Source organism: Agrobacterium sp. 22-221-1, from assembly GCF_053522445.1.
In genome coordinates, this window is the sequence record NZ_JBNWCL010000004.1 from 81,480 (window position 1) to 102,257 (window position 20,778).

The following is a 20,778-nucleotide window of genomic DNA, read 5'->3' on the forward strand; positions in this document are numbered from 1 at the left end:
GAACCCCGGCCGCGCCATGCGGCAAGGGTCACCTTCCTCTTTTTCCGAGGAACCGGAAACGCGACAAACCGCCGCTTAGCCGTGCGTCATGCGCTTCAGGACATTGGTGCGCCAGTAGAACTGGTGAACCAGAACGGCGACGACGTGGCCGGCGATCAACACCCACATCAGCGCCTTGAAGGGACCGGAATGCAGCTGCCCGGCCGGCTGAGCGCCGAAATAATAAGCGGCAATACCGGACAGGGGCAGGACGAGGAACAGGGCATAAAAGGTGAAATGCGCCACCTTCGCCGCAATCTGAAACGGCCTCGGTTCTTCGGCCGGATGCGGCGGCACGCCCTGGAAGAAGCGTAGACAGAGGCGCAGCACCGCAAGCAACAGAATGGTGAAGCCGACATAGGCGTGAATATTGGCCGAAGATACCTGTTCCGGCGTCAGTGTTTCGCCCCGCCGCATCAGCCGGTAGGCATGTTCCATCCCATCTGGAAACAACAGGTTGAAGAAGATCAGAAGCGCCATCGCCCAATGAATGATGCGCTGCGGAACGGTGAAGGAAACTTGACTTGGAAACGCCATTTTATTGCCTTTTATCAAAAGGTTAGACAGGCTGTGGCGCGAGTATGGAAAACCCCGGCCTGCATGGCAAGCCGGGGTTTGGCAGATGACTGAAATTTAATGTTGGAGCAGATGGCTCCAACACCGATCACATGTGGATCGGCTTGAAGAAGGTCGCCAGCGCCGCTTCCTTCACGGCTTCCGACATGGTCGGGTGCGCATGGCAGGTGCGGCCCAGATCTTCCGAAGAACCGCCGAATTCCATCAGCACGGTGATTTCGTGGATCATTTCGCCAGCGCCGAAGCCGACGATGTGGCCGCCAAGAACCCGGTCGGTTTCCTTGTCGGCGAGGATTTTGACGAAACCATCCGTCACCTGCATGGCGCGGGCGCGGCCATTGGCGGTGAAGGGGAACTTGCCGACCTTGTAGGCGATGCCTGCGGCCTTCAGTTCTTCTTCGGTCTTGCCGACGGAAGCGATTTCAGGCTGCGTATAAACGACTGCCGGAATGACGTCGTAGTTTACGTGGCCGCGCTGGCCGGCGAGGATTTCCGCGAGAGCAACGCCCTCGTCTTCCGCCTTGTGCGCCAGCATCGGACCCTTCACCACGTCGCCGATCGCATAGATGCCATCGACATTGGTCTTGTAGTGACCGTCGATTTCGACGCGGCCGCGGCTGTCCAGCACAACGCCGGCTTCCGCAAGGCCGAGACCTTCGGTATAGGGCTTGCGGCCGGTGGAGATCAGCACGACGTTTGCTTCCAGCGTTTCGGCAGCGCCGCCCTTGACCGGCTCGAACACCACCTTTGCACCGGCAGCGGTCTTTTCAACGGCCGTCACCTTCGCGCCGAGCTTGAAATCGAGACCCTGTTTGGCGAGCAGGCGCTGGGCCTGCTTGGAAACTTCACCATCCATGCCGCCGAGAATATTGTCGAGATATTCAACGACAGTGACCTTGGCGCCGAGACGCGACCAGACCGAACCGAGCTCGAGGCCGATGACGCCGCCGCCGACAACGATGAGCTTTTCCGGAACCTTGGAAAGAGCGATCGCGCCGGTGGAGGACACGATGACGCTTTCATCGATATCGACCTGAACGCCCGGAATGCCGGCAACATCCGAACCCGTGGCGATGACGATGTTTTTCGCTTCGATTTCTTGGCTCTCACCCTTGTCGTTGGTGACGGAAACCTTGCCGGCGGAAACCACCTTGCCGGTGCCCTGGAACGCATCGATCTTGTTCTTCTTGAACAGGAAGGCGACGCCGTCGACATTGGCCTTCACCACGCCGTCCTTATGGCCCATCATCTTTTCGAGGTTCAGCTTCGGCGCGGCGACTTCGATGCCGAGCGTATCGACACCATGGGCGACATGCGCGAAGGTTTCGGACGCGTGCAGCAGCGCCTTGGACGGGATGCAGCCGACATTGAGGCAGGTGCCGCCATAGGTCGCGCGCTTTTCGATGACAGCGACCTTCAGGCCGAGCTGTGCCGCCTTGACCGCGCAAACATAACCGCCGGGGCCCGTGCCGATTACAACTACATCATATGCCATGTTCGTTTTCCTGATTGATGTCGGGCAAGATGCCGGATCATTGCCCTGCTTGCGTTTGACCTGAAACTCAGGCCGCTTTTTCCGTTGCGAGTTTTATACCGAGAGCGATGAAGACCACACCGCTGGTGCGGTCGATCCATTGGCTGGCGCGCTGAAATGCGGCCCGCATGCGCGGCGTCGTCATGAACAGGCTGACACCGACGAACCACAGGATAAGGCAGCTCGCCATGACGAGGCCGTATCCGAACTTGATGGCGACCGGCGTGTGAGCGTGAACGACCGTCGAAAAGATCGACAGGAAGAAAAACACCGGCTTGGGATTGAGCGCGTTCGCCGCGAAACCGAGCGTGAAAGCCTTAAGCGCCGTCTGGCTGCTTTTCGCCTGAACGCCTTCACCTTCAGCGGCGGGCAATTCGGTCTTGCCGGCGCGCAGCGCCTTGACGCCGATATAGATCAGATAGGCGACGCCCAGCCATTTGACGATGTTGAAGAGATAGATCGACTGGGAGATGATGAGGCCAAGTCCGAGGATCGTATAGGTGACGTGGAACATCAGAGACGTCCCCACCCCGAAGCTAGTGATGATGGCCTGCTTGCGACCATGTACCATGGCCTGGCGCATCACCATAGCGAGATCGGCGCCGGGCGAGACGATCGCAAAGGAGAAGATCGCCATAAGGGATGCAAGTTCGATGAGATATTGATGCATAGGCTCGACCTCAGATCAGCGCGACAAGCATGAGGACCAGACCGCCAAGGGACACGACCCAGGCGATCGATCGTACATAGGGCACGCCTGCCAGATAAAGCGGGATGTAGACGATGCGCGCCATGGTCCATATCCAGCCGCCCGTCAGCCCCCAGCCGGAAGCGTCACCGGCGATCGCAAGAGCGAGAGTGAGACCGACGAAAGCCGGATAGGTCTCGCGAAAATTATCCGAGGCGCGCTGCGCACGCCCTGCAAACACCCCTTTGAGGTCCTGCCGGGTATCGCGCGCGCCCGCATTCCAGGCAAGGCCGAGTTCCCGCGTCGCGGACATGGCCTGAAGGCAGATATGCAGGAGAAGAAGAATGACGCTGAGCGCCAGCAGGAACACGAAAGGTCCATTCCCGCCGGCCAGGTTTTCCATCCCTCTTCTCCCCTGTTTCAGTCTTAGAGATCGAGAACCAGACGTTCCGGATCTTCCAGGCTTTCCTTGACGCGGACGAGGAAGGTCACGGCTTCCTTGCCGTCAACGATACGGTGATCGTAGGAGAGCGCAAGATACATCATCGGACGGATGACGACCTGACCGCCGATGGCGACCGGACGCTCCTGGATCTTGTGCATACCGAGGATGCCCGACTGCGGTGCATTGAGGATCGGCGAAGACATCAGCGAACCGTAGACACCGCCATTGGTGATGGTGAAGGTACCGCCCTGCATGTCGGCCATGCCGAGCGAACCGTCACGCGCTGCCTTGGCGAGGCGGCCGAGTTCCTTTTCGACACCGGCGATGGAGAGCTGGTCGGCATCGCGGATAACCGGAACGACGAGGCCCTTGTCGGTGCCGACAGCCATGCCGACGTGACAATAGTTCTTGTAGATGATGTCCGTGCCGTCGATTTCAGCGTTGACGGCGGGCAGTTCCTTCAGCGCGTGGGTCACGGCCTTGGTGAAGAAGCCCATGAAGCCGAGCTTGACGCCATGCTTCTTCTCGAACACGTCCTTGTAGCGGTTGCGCAGGTCCATGACGGCGCTCATGTCCACCTCGTTATAGGTGGTCAGCATGGCGGCGGTGTTCTGCGCGTCCTTCAGGCGGCGGGCAATGGTCTGGCGCAGGCGGGTCATCTTCACGCGCTCTTCGCGAACGGCATCCTGCTCCGCGGAAACCGGGCGGGGGGCAGCAGCCGGAGCCGGAACGGCGGCCGGTGCCGAAACGCCCTTGGCGACAGCGGCGAGAACGTCACCCTTCAGAACCTGGCCACGCTTGCCCGAACCGTCGACCTGATCGGCGGACAGGTTGTTTTCAGCAAGCAGCTTGCCGGCGGCAGGTGCGGGCGGCATGGAGCCGGTTGCCGGTGCGGCAACGGCGGCAGGTGCCGGTGCGGCAGCTGCGGCAGGCTTTGCCGGTTCGGCAGCGGGTGCAGAGGTCGCAGCGCCGGCAGCACCTTCGGCGATCTGGCCGAGAAGCGCGTCGAGACCGACGGTCTCGCCGTTCTGCGCAACGATTTCGGTGAGAACGCCGGACGCAGGCGCCGGGACTTCGACGGTAACCTTGTCGGTTTCCAGTTCAACGAGCGGTTCGTCGGCCTTGACGGTATCGCCGACCTTCTTGAACCAGGTGCCGACGGTCGCTTCGCTGACGGATTCGCCGAGGGTTGGTACGCGGATTTCAGTGGCCATGATCTAGTTCCGTTATTCAGGTGTCTTTTTTGCGGGGCGATGCGGGAGAGTTTTCACTCTCCCAGCGCGTCTTCCAGGAACGCAGCAAGCTGCGCCAGGTGCTTGGACATCAGGCCGGTCGCCGGAGAGGCGGCAGCCGGACGGCCCGTGTAACGGACCTTCTGGTACTTGGCGTCGATATGCGCCAGAACCCATTCCAGGTAAGGATCGATGAACGACCACGCACCCATGTTCTTTGGCTCTTCCTGGCACCAGACCATCTCCGCATTGCGGAAGCGCGACAGCTCGTTGATGAGCGCCTTGGCCGGGAACGGGTAAAGCTGTTCGATACGCAGCAGGTAGATATCGTCGATACCGCGCTTTTCGCGTTCCTCGAGCAGATCGTAATAGACCTTGCCCGTGCACATGACGACGCGGCGGATCTTCGAATCCTTCTGCAGCTTGATCGGACCGTCCTTGATGACCTCCGCATCGTCCCACAGGAGACGGTGGAAGGAGGACTCGCCTGCAAGCTCGGCCAGCGAAGAGGTGGCGCGCTTGTGACGCAGCAGCGACTTCGGCGTCATCAGGATCAGCGGCTTGCGGAAGTCGCGCTTCACCTGGCGGCGCAGGATGTGGAAGTAGTTGGCCGGCGTCGTGCAGTTGGCAACCTGCATATTGTCTTCGGCGCACATCTGCAGCCAGCGCTCCAGACGGGCGGACGAGTGTTCCGGGCCCTGACCTTCGTAACCATGCGGCAGAAGGCAGACGAGACCGGACATGCGCAGCCACTTGCGTTCACCCGAAGAGATGAACTGGTCGAACACCACCTGCGCGCCGTTGGCGAAGTCGCCGAACTGGGCTTCCCAAAGGGTCAGCGCGTTCGGACGGGCCAGCGAGTAGCCGTATTCGAAACCGAGAACGGCTTCTTCCGAAAGCATCGAGTTGATGACTTCGTAACGGGCCTGCGTCGGCGAAAGATTGGCGAGCGGAATATAACGCTCTTCGGTCTCCTGATCGTAAAGGACCGAGTGACGCTGCGAGAAGGTGCCGCGTTCGCAATCCTGACCGGAAAGACGAATCTTGTGGCCGTCGGCAACGAGCGAACCGAACGCAAGCGCTTCCGCCATTGCCCAGTCGATGCCTTCACCCGTCTCGACCATCTGCGAGCGGTTTTCCATGAAGCGCTGGATCGTGCGGTGGGCGCTGAAGCCTTCCGGAATGGTCGACAGCTTCTTGCCGATTTCCTTGAGCTGCTTCATCGGTACGCCGGTCTTGCCGCGACGCTGCTCATCGGCATTGTCGGCGGCGCGCAGACCCGACCACTGACCGTCCAGCCAGTCGGCCTTGTTCGGCTTGTAGGACTGGCCTGCCTCGAATTCCTGCTCGAGATGAGCGCGCCAGTCGGCCTTCATCTTCTCGAATTCGCCTTCGTTCATCAGGCCTTCCGCGATCAGGCGGTCGGCATAGATGCGCGCGACTGTCTTGTGGCCACGGATAACCTTGTACATCTTCGGCTGCGTAAACGCCGGCTCATCGCCTTCGTTATGGCCGAAGCGGCGGTAGCAGAACATGTCGATGACGACAGGCTTGTGGAACTTCATACGGTATTCGGTCGCAACCTTGGCCGCATAGGTAACCGCTTCCGGATCGTCGCCGTTGACGTGGAAGATCGGCGCTTCGATCATCTTGGCAACGTCGGACGGATAGGGCGACGAACGCGAGAAGGCCGGGTTCGTCGTGAAGCCGATCTGGTTGTTGATGATGAAGTGCATGGTGCCGGCAACGCGGTGACCGCGCAGACCGGAAAGGCCGAGAATTTCCGCAACCACGCCCTGACCCGCAAAAGCGGCATCGCCGTGCAGCAGGAGCGGCAGCACCTTGGCGCGTTCCGACAGCGGAATGATGTCGCCGTCCCATACCTTGGCCAGCTGGTCCTGCTTGGCGCGGGCCTTGCCCATGACAACGGGGTTGACGATTTCAAGGTGCGACGGATTGGCCGTCAGCGACAGGTGAACCTTGTTGCCGTCGAATTCGCGGTCGGAGGACGCACCGAGGTGGTACTTCACATCGCCCGAACCCTCGACATCGTCAGGCTTGAACGAACCGCCCTTGAACTCATGGAACACGGCGCGATGCGGCTTGCCCATCACGTTGGTCAGAACGTTCAGGCGACCGCGGTGGGCCATGCCGAGAACGACTTCTTCCAGACCTTCCTGGCCGCCGCGCTTGATGATCTGCTCCAGCGCCGGGATCAGCGATTCACCGCCATCGAGGCCGAAACGCTTGGTGCCCTTGAAGCGCACGTCGAGGAACTGCTCGTAGCCTTCGGCCTCGACCAGCTTGGACAGAATGGCCTTCTTGCCTTCAGCCGTGAAGGCAACGCCCTTGTCCGGACCTTCGATGCGCTCCTGAATCCAGCCTTTTTCTTCCGGGCTGGACATGTGCATGAATTCGACGCCGATGGTGGAGCAGTAAGTGCGCTCCAGAATATCGATCATCTCACGCACGGTCGCATATTCGAGGCCGAGCACGTTATCGATGAAAATCTTGCGGTCGTAGTCGCTTTCCTCGAAGCCGTAGGACTTCGGCGACAGCTCGTTGTAATCCTCAACCGCGACCGCGATGCCGAGCGGATCGAGCTTGGCATGCAGGTGGCCGCGCATGCGATAGGCGCGGATCATCATGATGGCGCGAACGCTGTCACGGGTCGCCTGCAGAACTTCCGCCTGGCTGACCGGCTTGCCGGTATCGGCGCTCTTGGCCTCGGCTTTCGCCTGAACTTTCTTCTCGATGGCCTTTTCGACCGTGGCCCAGTTGCCGTCGAGTGCGGATACCAGTTCGCCATTCGCCGGGATCGGCCAGTTGGCACGCTTCCAGGAGGCGCCCTTGGCCGCCTTCTTCACGTCTTCCGGATTATCGGACAACGCCTTGAAGAAGCTCTGCCACTCCGGCGACACGGAAGAGGGGTCCTCTTCGTACCGGGCATAGAGCTGCTCGATATAGGCTGCATTCGCGCCGTCCAGAAACGACGTGATCTGAAACTGCTCGTTCGCTTCTTGCCTTGCCATTGTGTTCTTGCGGACTTATCCGTCCGCCTCCTCGATGCCGTTAGGGCCGTTCGCCGGCCTGCCGCTTTGATTATTGCTGTCTGCCGCCGGGGCGGTATGCCGTTCTGTCTGTCGTTCCTTGCGGCATCGGGCAGCGTGGCATTGAAGCCGCGCCGCCCGTTACCGATGTCATGTGGTCTCAGCCCTTGAGGACTTCAACCAGCGTCTTGCCGAGGCGCGCCGGAGAGGGCGATACCTTGATACCGGCTGCTTCCATTGCCGCAATCTTGGACTCTGCGTCACCCTTGCCGCCGGAAACGACAGCGCCGGCGTGGCCCATGGTGCGGCCCTTCGGAGCCGTACGGCCCGCGATGAAGCCGGCCATCGGCTTCTTGCGGCCCTTCTTGGCTTCGTCGATCAGGAACTGCGCCGCATCCTCTTCAGCCGAGCCGCCGATTTCGCCGATCATGATGATCGACTGCGTGGCGTCGTCGGCGAGGAACATTTCCAGCACGTCGATGAACTCGGTGCCCTTGACCGGGTCGCCGCCGATGCCGACAGCAGTGGTCTGGCCGAGGCCTTCGTTGGAGGTTTGGAACACGGCTTCATAGGTGAGCGTGCCCGAACGCGAAACGATACCGACCGAACCCTTGCGGAAGATGGAGCCCGGCATGATGCCGATCTTGCATTCTTCCGGCGTCAGGATACCCGGGCAGTTCGGGCCGAGCAGGCGCGACTTGGAGCGGTCGAGGCGAGCCTTGACGCGAACCATGTCCATGACCGGGATACCTTCGGTGATGCAGGTGATAAACGGAATTTCCGCATCGATGGCTTCGATGATGGCGTCCGCTGCACCTGCCGGCGGAACGTAGATCACGGACGCGTCTGCGCCGGTCTTTTCCTTGGCTTCGGCAACAGTTGCGAAGATCGGCAGGCTTTCACCCTTGGAACCGGTCCAGGTTTCGCCGCCCTTCTTCGGGTGAATACCGCCAACCATCTGCGTGCCGTAATAGGCAAGCGCCTGTTCGGTGTGGAAGGTGCCGGTCTTGCCGGTCAGACCCTGAACGAGGATCTTCGTGTCTTTATTAACAAGAATAGACATTATTTCCGGTCCCTCAATTAGCCGTTGATCGCCGCGACGATCTTCTTGGCTGCGTCGTCCAGATCGTCAGCAGCCGTAATCGCAAGGCCAGATTCGTTGAGAAGCTTCTTGCCAAGTTCGACGTTGGTGCCTTCGAGGCGAACGACGAGCGGAACCTGCAAACCGACTTCCTTCACCGCGGCGATTACGCCTTCGGCGATGACGTCGCACTTCATGATACCGCCGAAGATGTTGACGAGGATGCCCTCGACCTTCGGGTCGGCCGTGATGATCTTGAAGGCTGCCGCAACCTTCTCCTTGCCGGCGCCGCCGCCGACGTCGCAGAAGTTAGCCGGCTCTTTGCCGTAAAGCTTGATGATGTCCATCGTCGCCATGGCGAGACCGGCACCATTGACCATGCAGCCGATGTTGCCGTCGAGAGCAACGTAAGCGAGGTCCCACTTGGAGGCTTCGATTTCCTTGGCGTCTTCTTCGGTCTCGTCGCGCAGCGCCTTGACGTCGTCGTGGCGGAACAGCGCGTTGCCGTCGAAGGACATCTTGGCGTCGAGAACGCGCAGATGGCCATTTTCCATGACGATCAGCGGGTTGACCTCGAGGAGAGCCATGTCCTTCTCATTAAAGGCCTTGTAGAGGATCGGGAAGAGCGCCTTGGCGTCTTCGGCAGCAACGCCGTCAAGCTCGAGAGCCTTGGAGATCGCGGCAACGTCAGCGTCGCTCACACCCTTTTCCGGGTTGATGGCGATGGTGTGGATCTTTTCCGGCGTGTCGTGGGCAACAGCCTCGATGTCCATGCCGCCTTCCGTGGAAACCACGAACGCGACCTGGCCGACGGAACGGTCAACCAGCAGCGAGCAGTAGAGCTCGCGGGCAATGTCCGCGCCGTCTTCGATGTAGAGACGGTTGACCTGCTTGCCGGCTTCACCGGTCTGCGCCGTTACCAGCGTGTTGCCGAGCATGTCCTTGGCGTGGGAAACGACTTCGTCGATGGACTTCGCCAGACGAACGCCGCCCTTGGCGTCCGGGCCGAGTTCCTTGAACTTGCCCTTGCCGCGGCCGCCAGCGTGGATCTGGCTCTTGACGACGTAGAGCGGGCCGGGAAGCTGCTTGGCGGCAGCTTCGGCTTCTTCGACCTTGAGAATGGCGACGCCTTCAGCAACCGGCGCGCCGTAGCCCTTCAGAAGAGCCTTGGCCTGATATTCGTGAATATTCATGGAATAATCCCTGTTTGGAGCCGCTAGGCTATTACTTCAGCGACGGAGCGATGTTGACGCAGGCTTCGCAAAGACCAGCGACAGCGCCGACGGATTTCTGGAAGGCGGCTTCTTCTTCCTTGTTGAGTTCGATCTCGATGATGCGCTCGATACCGCCGGCGCCGATGATGGTCGGCACGCCGACATACATGTCGTCAACGCCATACTGGCCCGAGAGGTGGGCAGCGGCGGGCAGAACGCGCTTCTTGTCCTTGAGATAGGATTCTGCCATTTCGATTGCCGAAGCGGCCGGCGCATAATAGGCCGAACCGGTCTTCAGCAGGCCGACGATTTCCGCGCCGCCGTCACGGGTGCGCTGGATGATCTGCTCGAGGCGCTCGGCCGTCAGCCAGCCCATCTTGACGAGATCGGTCAGCGGAACGCCGGCAACCGTGGAGTAGCGTGCGAGCGGCACCATGGTGTCGCCGTGGCCGCCGAGAACGAAGGCGGTGACGTCTTCAACCGAAACGTTGAATTCTTCGGCGAGGAACAGGCGGAAACGGGCGCTGTCGAGAACACCGGCCATGCCGACGACCTTGTTCTTCGGCAGGCCGGAGAACTTCTGCAGCGCCCAGACCATGGCGTCGAGCGGGTTGGTGATGCAGATGACGAAAGCGTTCGGGGCATATTTCTTGATGCCGGCGCCGACCTGTTCCATGACCTTGAGGTTGATGCCGAGAAGATCGTCGCGGCTCATGCCCGGCTTGCGGGCAACGCCAGCGGTGACGATGCAGACGTCAGCACCTTCGATGGCGGCGTAGTCGGAAGCGCCGGTGAGCTTTGCATTGAAGCCTTCAACCGGGCCGGACTGGGCAATATCCAGACCCTTGCCCTGCGGGATGCCGTCAGCAATATCGAAGAGGACGATATCGCCCAGTTCCTTCAGGCTGGCGAGATGCGCCAGCGTGCCGCCGATCATGCCAGAACCAATAAGTGCAATTTTTTTGCGAGCCATCGAATGCTTCCTCTTGAGCTTCAATTCAATTTCACCGCGCCAAACCGGCAGCCAAATTGTCGCACTCCGATTAGCCCCATTGGCTAAAATTGGCAACAGATTCTTTTCTGGTGAATATTTTCAATCGTTTAGATCATTATTTTCTTACGTAAACGTAAGAAAATACGTCACGAAAGTGTCAAACTTTCTGGCGTTTTTCGTGGTGCAGCGCCAGATAATCCGCACTGCGCATTTCAAACAGGCGCGAGGCGGTGCGATCGAACTCGAAACCTTCGGTCCCCTTGCGCTTGCCGAGCAGGTCTTCCGGCATGGCGGCAGCGGAGGCAAAAAGCCGGACGCTGTGGTCGTAAAGCGCATCGATGAGGATGATGAAACGCTTGGTCTCGTTGCGCTTGTCCGCGTTCAAGAACGGAATGTGATCGATGAAGACCGTATCGAAACGATTGGCGATGGCAAGGAAGTCGGAAGCCCCAAGCGGCTTTTCGCAGAGATCGGAAAAGGAAAAACGGGCAACCCGGCCGCTGGCGCGCGGCACCAGAATGGAACGGCCCTTCATCGGTATCTCGGTCGGTGCAACGAGGTGACCGGCAATCATATGCCGCCATGCCATGTCCATCGCCTGATCCGCCGAACCGTCGAGCGGCGTGACATAGACGGGCAGGCTTTCCAGCTTCTCCATCCGGTAATCGGTGGGGCTGTCCAGCGTCACCACCTCCACATGCTTTTTCAAGAGATCGACGAACGGCAGGAACAGGCCGCGATTGAGACCGTCCTTGTAGAGATTGTCCGGCACGACGTTGGAGGTCGTCACCAATGTACAACCATTGGCGAACAGCTCGCTGAACAGCCGCGCAAGGATCATCGCATCGGCAATATCCGTGACGGTGAACTCGTCAAAGCAAAGGAGCTCCGCTTCCGCCAGAAGCTGGGCCGCGACAGGCGGAATGGGATCGGCCTGTTTGGTTTCGCCATTCTTCAGCTTCTGCCGATGCGCATGCACGCGATTATGCACATCCGCCATGAACTCATGAAAATGGCAGCGCCGTTTGGAGGAAACGGGCGCCATCTCGTAGAACATGTCCATCAGCATCGTCTTGCCGCGGCCGACGCTGCCATAGACATATAGTCCCTTGACGGCTGCCGCAGGTCCGGACTTGCGCGCAAACATCCAGCCGAGCGCACTCTTCTTCTTGGCGGGCTTGCGCGCCTTCAGATCGGCAAGGATACGGTCCAGATGCGCCGCCACGCCAAGCTGGGCGGCATCGGCCTGCAAGGTGCCAGCTGCCGTCAATGCGTTGAGCTGTTCAACGACACTATGATTGTAATCGGGCAAGGGCTTCATGGATAAACGCCTCGGACGCGGGCGCACGAAGGCACCCGCGACGAATGAACAGGCTTAGAGCGAAAAGAGCGTTCCGGCTGCACCGGAAAGACTCATCGGCTGAGGCTGAGCGGCTGGCCGCTATTGGTGGTGCCATCAAAGCGCGCATCGGCGCTCTTGTAGACGCGGCCAATCGTATCGCCCGAACGGTTCTTGAAGAGAACCATCTTGCCGGACACTTCCCAGGACCCCATCGCCGTCAGCTCGCCCGCGCAACCACGCGTGCCGCCACGAGAACCGCTGCCGAGATTGGTGAGCGTCAGGAACATGTCGCAATTGGCGCCGCCATTGGAAACGCGCCAATTGCCGACCATGGATTCCTTGGTAACGTCAAGTGCGGCTGCCGGCGGAGCGGCAGAAGCGACATTGGTTCCACCGGGGGCCGCCGAGGCAGGTGCCGACGGGAACTGGCTGCCCGTGGCGCCACCGGGCGGCGGCAGCGCGCCGGACTGGACGGAGGGCACCGGCTGCGCCTGCAAAGGCGGCGTATAACCGGGATTGTTGCTGGCGTTGTTGTTGTAATCGTAGGAGGTACGTTGGCAACCGGCGAGAGTCATCACAACCGCAAGGCCCGTCACCACATATCTGAATTGCATATCAAGCTCCCGATTCTCTCGCTTCCGGAAAGATCATGATCAAACAAGAAGGCTGAATTATTACCAAAGCCTTATCTTGCGCAAGCGATGGCCGGGATAATTACCATTTCGGTCGATTTTTACCGAATTTTCCCACGCCGGGTTGTAAAAAGGGCCACGGTCGAGACCGCGGCCCGCTAAATTTTCTGTCGTCAGCGAATCGCCTTTAAACGCGGCGCTCGACCATCATCTTCTTGATTTCCGCAATCGCCTTGGCCGGGTTCAAGCCCTTCGGGCAGGCCTGCGCGCAGTTCATGATGGTGTGGCAGCGATAAAGGCGGAACGGGTCCTCGAGATTGTCGAGACGCTCGCCGGTTGCCTCATCGCGGCTGTCGATCAGCCAGCGATAGGCCTGCAGCAGAACGGCCGGACCGAGATAACGGTCGCCATTCCACCAGTAGCTGGGACAGGAAGTGGAGCAGCAGGCGCAGAGAATGCACTCATAAAGACCGTCCAGCTTCAGGCGGTCCTCATGGCTCTGCTTCCACTCCTTGGCGGGCGTCGGCGAAACCGTCTTCAGCCAGGGCTCGATGGAGCGATGCTGGGCGTAGAAGTTCGACAGATCGGGAACGAGGTCCTTCACGACAGGCATGTGCGGCAGCGGATAAACCTTCACCGTGCCGTTAATCTCTTCCATGCCCTTGGTGCAGGCGAGCGTGTTGGTGCCGTCGATGTTCATGGCGCAGGAGCCGCAGATGCCTTCGCGGCAGGAGCGGCGCAGCGTCAGCGTCGGGTCGATATTGTTCTTGATGTAGAGAAGCGCATCCAGAACCATCGGCCCGCAATCGTCGACATCGATATAATAGGTATCGATGCGCGGGTTCTGGCCGTCATCCGGGTTCCAGCGATAGATGCGGTATTCGCGCACATTCTTGGCGCCGTCCGGCTTCGGCCAGACCTTGCCTTCGCTGATCTGGGAATTCTTGGGGAGAGCGAGTTCAACCATATCCAGTTCCTCAAATCAGTAGACGCGCGCCTTCGGTTCGATCTTTTTCGGATCGATGCCGTCGGCGATGAGGTCGGTGTGAACAGGGCGGTAGTCGAGCTTGACGTCGCCTTCCGGGCTGACCCAGGCAAGCGTGTGCTTGCGCCAGTTCACGTCGTCGCGACCGGCGAACGGGCCGTCGACGAAATCCTCGCGGGCGTGCGAACCGCGGCTTTCCTTGCGCGCTTCCGCGCCATAGACCGTGGTGATCGCATTGGCCATGAGGTTGTGCAGCTCGAGCGTCTCGACCAGATCGGAGTTCCAGACCATCGAACGATCGGTGACCTTGACGTCAGGCAGTTCCTTCCAGATGGCGGAAAGACGCTGACAACCGCTTTCCAGCGATTCCTGCGTGCGGAACACGGCCGCATCGTCCTGCATGGCGCGCTGCATCTTGTCGCGCAGCACCGCCGTCGGCGTCGAGCCGTTGGCGTAACGCAGACCGTTGAAGCGCTCCATGATCTTGTCGCAGGCAGCCGTATCGAGGGCGGGAACAGCCTCGTCACGATTGATGACCTGAGCGGCGCGGATCGCCGCTGCACGGCCGAAGACCACGAGGTCGATCAGCGAGTTGGAACCGAGGCGGTTGGCGCCGTGAACCGAGGCGCAGCCGGCTTCGCCAACAGCCATCAGGCCGGGCGCGATACGTTCCGGGTTGTTGGCATCGGCATTCAGCACTTCACCCCAATAGTTGGTCGGAATGCCGCCCATATTGTAGTGAACCGTCGGCAGGACCGGGATCGGCTCGCGGGTGACGTCGACGCCGGCGAAAATCTTCGCGCTCTCGGAAATGCCCGGAAGACGCTCATGCAGGATCGCCGGATCGAGGTGATCGAGATGCAGGAAGATGTGGTCCTTGTTCTTGCCGACGCCGCGGCCTTCACGGATTTCCATCGTCATGCAGCGCGAGACAACGTCGCGCGACGCAAGGTCCTTCGCGGAAGGCGCATAACGCTCCATGAAGCGCTCGCCTTCGGAGTTGACGAGATAACCGCCTTCGCCGCGTGCACCTTCGGTGATCAGGCAGCCTGCGCCATAAATACCGGTCGGGTGGAACTGAACGAATTCCATGTCCTGAAGCGGCAGGCCAGCGCGGGCGATCATGCCGCCGCCGTCGCCGGTGCAGGTATGGGCCGAGGTCGCCGAGAAATAGGCGCGGCCGTAACCGCCGGTCGCCAGAACCACCATCTTGGCGGCAAAGCGATGGATCGTGCCGTCATCGAGGTTCCAGGCAACGACGCCGGTGCAGCGGCCGTCCGGAGACATGATGAGGTCGAGCGCGAAATATTCGATGAAGAATTCCGCATTGTTGCGCAGCGACTGGCCATAAAGCGTGTGCAGAATGGCGTGACCGGTACGGTCAGCGGCGGCGCAGGTGCGCTGCACCGGCGGGCCTTCGCCGTAATTCTGCATGTGACCGCCGAACGGGCGCTGATAGATCTTGCCTTCTTCGTTGCGCGAGAAAGGCACGCCGTAGTGTTCCAGCTCATAGACCGCCTTCGGCGCTTCCATGGCGAGATATTGCATCGCATCGACGTCGCCCAGCCAGTCGGAGCCCTTTACGGTGTCGTAAAGGTGCCACTGCCAACAGTCGGGCGTCATATTGGTGAGCGATGCGGCGATGCCGCCCTGCGCCGCAACCGTGTGGGAGCGCGTCGGGAAAACCTTGGTGATGCAAGCCGTGCGGAAACCCTGTTCCGCCATGCCGAGCGTTGCGCGCAGACCCGCGCCGCCGGCGCCCACCACGATCACGTCATAGGAGTGATCGACATAGGTGTAAGCCTTGCCATTCTGGGAAGGTGAACTGATCGATGCCATGGCGGGATTATCCTGCGAATGCGATTTTCAGAATGGCGAAGATGCAAAGACCGCCAATGAGAACCGCGAAAAACATATTGAGCATCAGAAGAACGAGCTTCGAAACCTCGGCGTGAATGTAGTCTTCGATGATGACCTGCATGCCGAGCTTCATGTGGATGAGGCCGGAAACCAAAACCAGAGCCATGATGACCGCAACGAGCGGGTTCGACAGCGCCGCAACGACTTCCGGATAGGGCGCGCCGGCATATCTGATGAGGAAGACGACAAAGAAGATGAGCAACGGAACGTTGGCGACCGCAGTCACGCGCTGACGCCAGAAATGGTCGGTGCCTTCTTTGGCGGAGCCGAGGCCGCGAACCTTTCCGAGAGGTGTACGCATATCCATGAAAAATCTCCTCAGCGCACGATCAGGGCAATGACCCAGATCAGCGCGGTCAGACAGATCGACACCACCCACGAGGCCTTCGCCAGCTTGGTGGTAAAGTGCTTTTCGAAGCCGTAGCCCAGATCCCACATGAAATGGCGAAGGCCGCCAAGCATGTGATGAACCAGAGCCCAGGTGTATCCGATCAGGATGAGCCTGCCGATGATCGTACCCATCGCCCAGTTGACCCAGTCGTAATAGGCAGGACCCGAGGCGATAGCGATCAGCCACCAGGCAACCAGAAGCGTTCCGAAATAAAGCGCGCCGCCCGTGATGCGGTGCACGATGGATGCAACCATCGTCGGAATCAGCTTGTAAACTTGAAGATGCGGCGACAGAGGCCGGTTATTAGTCGCATTCGCCATCAGAACCTCGCGGCGTTTTCCCGTGCGCCCATCAGACAGGACGCCCCCAAGCAACAGCACATGACGAAAGAATGTGCATTGCACCAACCGCGACGTTTAATCACATGGGAGCATCACGACAAGCACATTTCATGGCCGATTCCAATTTAATCGATTGGTTCACGAATTTTTTTTGGAATTTTTTTGCGTCAAAATAAAAAATCGAGCGTTTCCAAGATTTACGCCCCTAAAATATTTACCTTTACGTAATTCATGAATCGTGTAATTTACCTTTGGTTAACCAAGAAAATCCGGAGAATGAGGCTCATGTTACAGCGCCGAATCGCCGCTTTGACCATGATGGTCGCAGGCGTCATTTTCACCGTGGTGCCTTCAGCGGCGGCAGAGAATTCTTATGGCCGCCGTGATTATCAGCACAACTATCAACATCGTCAATCGCAGGTAAGCTTCTCCACGGACGGGCTGCCATCCACCCTCTCCGGCGGTACTTACGTCGGTGCGATATCGGCGCTACGCGTTCGCGGCAACGGCAATTATTTCGCAATTGGCGGCGGGCTTTCACGGAAAGGCGCAGCGGTTGCGACGGGCGCGCAACTTGCGCCAAAGGCGAAAATCATCAATGTCCGTGCTGAAACCGCTGGCGACGCCTGCGCCTATGAACATGGCGTCTGCATTATCCGGCCCTGAAGCATTTTCGGCAAAAGCATGAAGCGGTTTACTGCAAATGCGCGATGCGCTGATCAGATGAAACGCCACACCGTGGTCTTCTTCACTTCGCTGTCTTCCAGAGCCCGCGTCACCGGCACCTGATAGGTCGCCTCCGGGCGAAGCCGCTCTTTGGGCAAATAAGCGCGTCCGGGATCGCCGACGAGGATGGTCACGCCTTTTTCCGTCAGTTCCAGAAACCACGGTACGAGAAGATCCGCAAAGGCGCGGTCGTAAAACACGTCGCCGGCCAGCAGAACATCCGCTTCGACCGGTTTCCCAACCAGATCAAGCCCGGTGAAAGCAATGTCCACGCCATTGAGAGCCGCATTCAGCCGAATGGCCGTCTCTGTCCACGGATCGATATCGGCCGCCAGAACAGCACCCGCGCCCGCCTTTGCCGCAGCGATGGCGACCAGACCGGAGCCGCTGGCGAAATCCAGCACGCGCCTGCCGGAGACGCTGTCGGGATGATCGAGAACGTAGCGGGCAAGCCCCTGCCCGCCGGCCCAGGCGAAGGCCCAGAAGGGCGGCGGCAGGCCGATCGCCTCCAGCTCCTCCTCCGTCTTCAACCACAGCTCATGGGCTTCGGTGGCGAGATGAAGACGCAACTCCGGCACATGCGGCGGATGCATGATGGCGGTATTGTCGAGAATGAAGCGTTCGGGATCGGTCCTCACCGAAGCATCACTCCGGTGACTTCGGTGGATTTGCGAGACCGCCCATGCGGCAGACCTCAAGATATTCCTCTTCCGTCACCGGCTGCACGGAAAGCCGCATGGAAGTGACAAGCGACATCTTCGCCAGCTTCGGATTGGCTTTCACATCCTTCAGCGAAACGGGCTGCGGCATGTCGCACACGGCGCGGATATCGACGCAATCCCACTTCAGATCGCCTTCGGCAGTCGAGTCCGGATGCGACAATGCGCAGACTTCGACGATGCCGACGACATCCAGCCCCTCATTGGAGTGGTAGAAGAAACCCTTGTCGCCGATCTTCATGGCGCGCATGTTGTTGCGCGCCTGATAATTGCGCACGCCGGTCCATTCTTCGCCCGCCTCGCCCTTGGCCTTCTGCATTTCCCAGGACCATTTGAACGGCTCGGACTTGTAAAGCCAGTAATTCGCCATATCCGGTCATGCTCCCGGATTGTTGAAGACCCAATTATAGGGCTTCACGTCAACGCTTTCGAACAGGCCGGCCTTGGCATAGGGATCGGCATCGGCGAGAGCCTTCGCGGCATCGATATCGGCGGCGTCAACGATCACGAGGCTGCCATTCGGCTTGCCTTCGGCATCCAGAAACGGGCCGGCGATCTTCAGCGTGCCCTCGGCATTCAGCTTGTTCAGGTGCTCCAGATGCGCCGGGCGTGTTTCCATACGCACATTCAGATGACCGGGCTTGTCCTTGCAGATAAAGGCAAACAGCATTTTCGTCTCCTCGTTAAAACATGTCTTCCAAACGCGTCAGCGGTTTGGCGCGAAGACCCGCCCTCATTCGGTGGTGATGGGCCGTGTCATCAATTGTTGCATGGCGCTCGCCACATCCAGATTGCCGTCAATGATAGCGGCCACCGCTTCGGTAACCGGCATGTCGACAGCGTGACTTTCCCCGAGCCGGGCAGCGACGGCTGCCGCGAAAGCGCCCTCCACCAGCCCGCCGGACATATCCTTGCCCTCACCCCGGCCAAGCGCGATACCGAAACGCAGGTTTCGCGACTGGTGGCTGGTGGCGGTCAGCACCAGATCGCCAAGGCCCGAGAGGCCGCGCACCGTGTCCGCCTTCCCGCCCATCGCAACGATGAGACGCGACATTTCGGCAAGGCCGCGCGAAATCAACGCCGCACGGGCGGAATCGCCAAGGCCCGCGCCTTCGACGATGCCGGCGGCAATGGCAAGAACATTCTTCAGCGCCCCGCCCAGCTGCACGCCGATGCGGTCGGTCGAGGCATAAAGCCGGAAGGTCTTGCCGGAAATCGTGGTCGCAAGCCGCTCGGCTATCGCCGCATCTTCCGCCGCGATCGCCATGGCCGTCGGCAAACCGCGCGCTATGTCGGCCGCAAAGCCCGGACCGGACAGAACCGCAATCGGATGATGCGGCAGTTCCGCTTCCAAAAGTTCCGTCAGCAGCCGGCCGGAACTGCGGTCGATACCCTTGGCGCAGGTGACAATGATTGAGTCATTAGCCAGATAAGGGCCGTAATGACGGGCCGCATCGGCATGAGCCTGCGAGGGCATGGCGAAGAGGACGATGCCGGCGCCGGCCAGCACATCGGGCTCGGCGGAAAATTCAAGCGCATCCGGCAGATCGACGCCCGGCAGGGCCGCCTCGTGCACGCGGTCGCTCCTGAGGTCGGCCATCAGCGATGGATCGCGGCCGAGCAGGGTCACGTCATGCCGGTTTTCCAGCGCGATGACGACGGCAAGCGCGGTTCCGAAGGCGCCGGCGCCGATGACGACGATTTTCTCCCGCTGCATCAGGCCTTGGCTCCCCTTTTACCGAAACCGATCAATGTCTCCGCACTGCCATCCAGCGGCCAGCGCGAGCGCGGCGGGATTTCGAGCGGATCGGGATCCCGGCCGTCCGCCATGCGCTCCAGCCCCGCCCAGGCGATCATCGCGGCATTATCCGTACAGAGCCGGTGCGGCGGCGCGACGAAGCGGAAGCCATGGGTATCGCAAAGCGATTGCAGCGTCTGGCGGATTTCCTGGTTGGCGGCGACGCCGCCGGCGACGACCAGAGCAGGCTCGGTTTCTGTATGCGGAAATTCCTGGCTGAAACGGGCAAGGCCACGGCCGATCCGATCCTTGAGCGTGCGCGACACCGCTTTCTGGAACGAGGCGCAGATATCGGCGATATCCTGCTCGGAAAGCGGCGCGATGGCGGTAGCCGCCTGCCGCACCGCCGTCTTCAATCCGGAGAAGGAAAAGTCGAGCCGTGCTTCACCGACCATAGGGCGCGGAAGCGGAAAGCGGTTCGGATCACCCTTCGCCGCCGCCTTCTCGACCGCTGGTCCACCGGGATAGGGCAGGCCCAGAAGTTTCGCTGTCTTGTCGAAGGCCTCCCCCAAAGCGTCATCGATGGTGGTGCCCCAACGCTCATAATCGCCCACGCCACGCACCAGCACCAGCTGGGTATGGCCGCCGGAGACGAGCAGCATCAGATAGGGAAAAGACAGACCATCGGTGAGGCGCGCCGTCAGCGCGTGGCCTTCCAGATGGTTGATGGCGTAAAGCGGCTTGCCGGCCGCCTTAGCGATGGCCTTGCCCGTCATCAAACCCACCAGCAGGCCGCCAATGAGGCCGGGGCCGGAGGTGGCGGCGATGGCGTCGACATCGGCAAGGGTCACGCCCGCCTGCTCCAGCGCTTCTTCCACCAGCGTATCCAGCGCCTCGACATGGGCGCGCGCGGCAATTTCCGGCACCACGCCGCCATAGGCGCTGTGTTCCTCAAGCTGCGACAAAACGACGTCGGAGACGATCTCGCCATGGCCGTCCGCATGCCGAACCACAATGGATGCGGCGGTTTCGTCACAGCTTGTCTCTATGCCGAGGATACGAAGAAAGGGGGTCATCAAATCTGTTCGTTCATTGCGATCATGCGCTGAGTTGGTCTAAGACAACTCCGGT

Annotated in this window: 21 protein-coding genes; 1 reads left to right on the top strand and 20 read right to left on the bottom strand. The window is 60.3% G+C overall.

From position 1 onward, the window contains the following. Positions 1-75 precede the first annotated feature (75 nt). The 15 genes from ACQZ5N_RS07800 to sdhC form a co-directional block, all read right to left on the bottom strand. Complete coding sequence (locus ACQZ5N_RS07800) at positions 76-576, bottom strand: cytochrome b (protein ID WP_078052379.1); 501 nt, start codon at positions 574-576, stop codon at positions 76-78. 127 nt (positions 577-703) lie between these two features. Beyond that, on the bottom strand, positions 704-2,110 hold the full coding sequence (gene lpdA / locus ACQZ5N_RS07805) for a dihydrolipoyl dehydrogenase (protein WP_035263528.1): 1,407 nt from the start codon (positions 2,108-2,110) through the stop codon (positions 704-706). Positions 2,111-2,177: 67 nt separating this feature from the next. Continuing rightward, the gene (locus ACQZ5N_RS07810; protein ID WP_425646738.1) at positions 2,178-2,819 is read right to left on the bottom strand and encodes a LysE family translocator; all 642 of its coding nucleotides are present in this window, start codon (positions 2,817-2,819) and stop codon (positions 2,178-2,180) included. Positions 2,820-2,829: 10 nt separating this feature from the next. Continuing rightward, on the bottom strand, positions 2,830-3,240 hold the full coding sequence (locus ACQZ5N_RS07815) for an MAPEG family protein (protein ID WP_003523517.1): 411 nt from the start codon (positions 3,238-3,240) through the stop codon (positions 2,830-2,832). Between the two features lie 23 nt (positions 3,241-3,263). After that, the gene (gene odhB, locus ACQZ5N_RS07820; RefSeq protein WP_448732600.1) at positions 3,264-4,496 is read right to left on the bottom strand and encodes a 2-oxoglutarate dehydrogenase complex dihydrolipoyllysine-residue succinyltransferase; all 1,233 of its coding nucleotides are present in this window, start codon (positions 4,494-4,496) and stop codon (positions 3,264-3,266) included. 53 nt (positions 4,497-4,549) lie between these two features. Then, the gene (locus ACQZ5N_RS07825; RefSeq protein WP_035263524.1) at positions 4,550-7,546 is read right to left on the bottom strand and encodes a 2-oxoglutarate dehydrogenase E1 component; all 2,997 of its coding nucleotides are present in this window, start codon (positions 7,544-7,546) and stop codon (positions 4,550-4,552) included. A gap of 178 nt (positions 7,547-7,724) precedes the next feature. Beyond that, positions 7,725-8,627 (bottom strand): succinate--CoA ligase subunit alpha, encoded by a 903-nt coding sequence (gene sucD, locus ACQZ5N_RS07830; protein ID WP_003492390.1) that lies wholly within the window; start codon positions 8,625-8,627, stop codon positions 7,725-7,727. 17 nt (positions 8,628-8,644) lie between these two features. Continuing rightward, a complete protein-coding gene (gene sucC / locus ACQZ5N_RS07835) occupies positions 8,645-9,838 on the bottom strand; it encodes an ADP-forming succinate--CoA ligase subunit beta (RefSeq protein WP_080853030.1) in 1,194 nt (397 codons plus the stop codon). A 31-nt stretch (positions 9,839-9,869) separates the two neighbouring features. Continuing rightward, positions 9,870-10,832, bottom strand: coding sequence for a malate dehydrogenase (mdh, locus tag ACQZ5N_RS07840; protein ID WP_003523512.1), 963 nt, complete (start codon positions 10,830-10,832; stop codon positions 9,870-9,872). A 178-nt stretch (positions 10,833-11,010) separates the two neighbouring features. Beyond that, entirely contained in the window at positions 11,011-12,174 is a 1,164-nt protein-coding gene (zapE, locus tag ACQZ5N_RS07845; protein WP_035263522.1) for a cell division protein ZapE, read from the bottom strand. A gap of 92 nt (positions 12,175-12,266) precedes the next feature. Continuing rightward, positions 12,267-12,809, bottom strand: a complete 543-nt coding sequence (locus tag ACQZ5N_RS07850) for a protease inhibitor Inh/omp19 family protein (protein WP_003523510.1) — start codon at positions 12,807-12,809, stop codon at positions 12,267-12,269. A 205-nt stretch (positions 12,810-13,014) separates the two neighbouring features. Beyond that, positions 13,015-13,794: a succinate dehydrogenase iron-sulfur subunit gene (locus ACQZ5N_RS07855; protein WP_003523509.1), complete on the bottom strand. Its 780-nt coding sequence runs from the start codon at positions 13,792-13,794 to the stop codon at positions 13,015-13,017. A gap of 15 nt (positions 13,795-13,809) precedes the next feature. Then, on the bottom strand, positions 13,810-15,651 hold the full coding sequence (gene sdhA, locus ACQZ5N_RS07860; protein ID WP_003523508.1) for a succinate dehydrogenase flavoprotein subunit: 1,842 nt from the start codon (positions 15,649-15,651) through the stop codon (positions 13,810-13,812). Positions 15,652-15,658: 7 nt separating this feature from the next. Then, positions 15,659-16,039 carry a succinate dehydrogenase, hydrophobic membrane anchor protein gene (sdhD, locus tag ACQZ5N_RS07865; protein WP_020811956.1) on the bottom strand — a complete coding sequence of 127 codons (381 nt, stop codon included), beginning with the start codon at positions 16,037-16,039 and terminating at the stop codon, positions 15,659-15,661. Positions 16,040-16,050: 11 nt separating this feature from the next. Continuing rightward, positions 16,051-16,443, bottom strand: coding sequence for a succinate dehydrogenase, cytochrome b556 subunit (gene sdhC, locus ACQZ5N_RS07870; RefSeq protein WP_003523506.1), 393 nt, complete (start codon positions 16,441-16,443; stop codon positions 16,051-16,053). A gap of 306 nt (positions 16,444-16,749) precedes the next feature. Between sdhC and ACQZ5N_RS07875 the strand changes: the two genes are divergently transcribed. After that, a complete protein-coding gene (locus tag ACQZ5N_RS07875; RefSeq protein ID WP_174057457.1) occupies positions 16,750-17,130 on the top strand; it encodes a hypothetical protein in 381 nt (126 codons plus the stop codon). A gap of 53 nt (positions 17,131-17,183) precedes the next feature. On the opposite strand, the gene ACQZ5N_RS07880 is transcribed toward ACQZ5N_RS07875, so the two are convergent. The 5 genes from ACQZ5N_RS07880 to tsaD form a co-directional block, all read right to left on the bottom strand. Then, positions 17,184-17,828: a class I SAM-dependent methyltransferase gene (locus ACQZ5N_RS07880; RefSeq protein WP_448732601.1), complete on the bottom strand. Its 645-nt coding sequence runs from the start codon at positions 17,826-17,828 to the stop codon at positions 17,184-17,186. A gap of 7 nt (positions 17,829-17,835) precedes the next feature. Continuing rightward, positions 17,836-18,279 (bottom strand): EVE domain-containing protein, encoded by a 444-nt coding sequence (locus tag ACQZ5N_RS07885; protein ID WP_448732602.1) that lies wholly within the window; start codon positions 18,277-18,279, stop codon positions 17,836-17,838. A gap of 6 nt (positions 18,280-18,285) precedes the next feature. Beyond that, the gene (locus ACQZ5N_RS07890) at positions 18,286-18,579 is read right to left on the bottom strand and encodes a YciI-like protein (RefSeq protein WP_003523501.1); all 294 of its coding nucleotides are present in this window, start codon (positions 18,577-18,579) and stop codon (positions 18,286-18,288) included. Between the two features lie 63 nt (positions 18,580-18,642). After that, positions 18,643-19,626 (bottom strand): NAD(P)H-dependent glycerol-3-phosphate dehydrogenase, encoded by a 984-nt coding sequence (locus ACQZ5N_RS07895; RefSeq protein ID WP_059759900.1) that lies wholly within the window; start codon positions 19,624-19,626, stop codon positions 18,643-18,645. Next, complete coding sequence (tsaD, locus tag ACQZ5N_RS07900; RefSeq protein WP_425646735.1) at positions 19,626-20,723, bottom strand: tRNA (adenosine(37)-N6)-threonylcarbamoyltransferase complex transferase subunit TsaD; 1,098 nt, start codon at positions 20,721-20,723, stop codon at positions 19,626-19,628. The genes ACQZ5N_RS07895 and tsaD overlap by 1 nt, the downstream gene beginning before the upstream one ends. Positions 20,724-20,778: the final 55 nt, after the last annotated feature.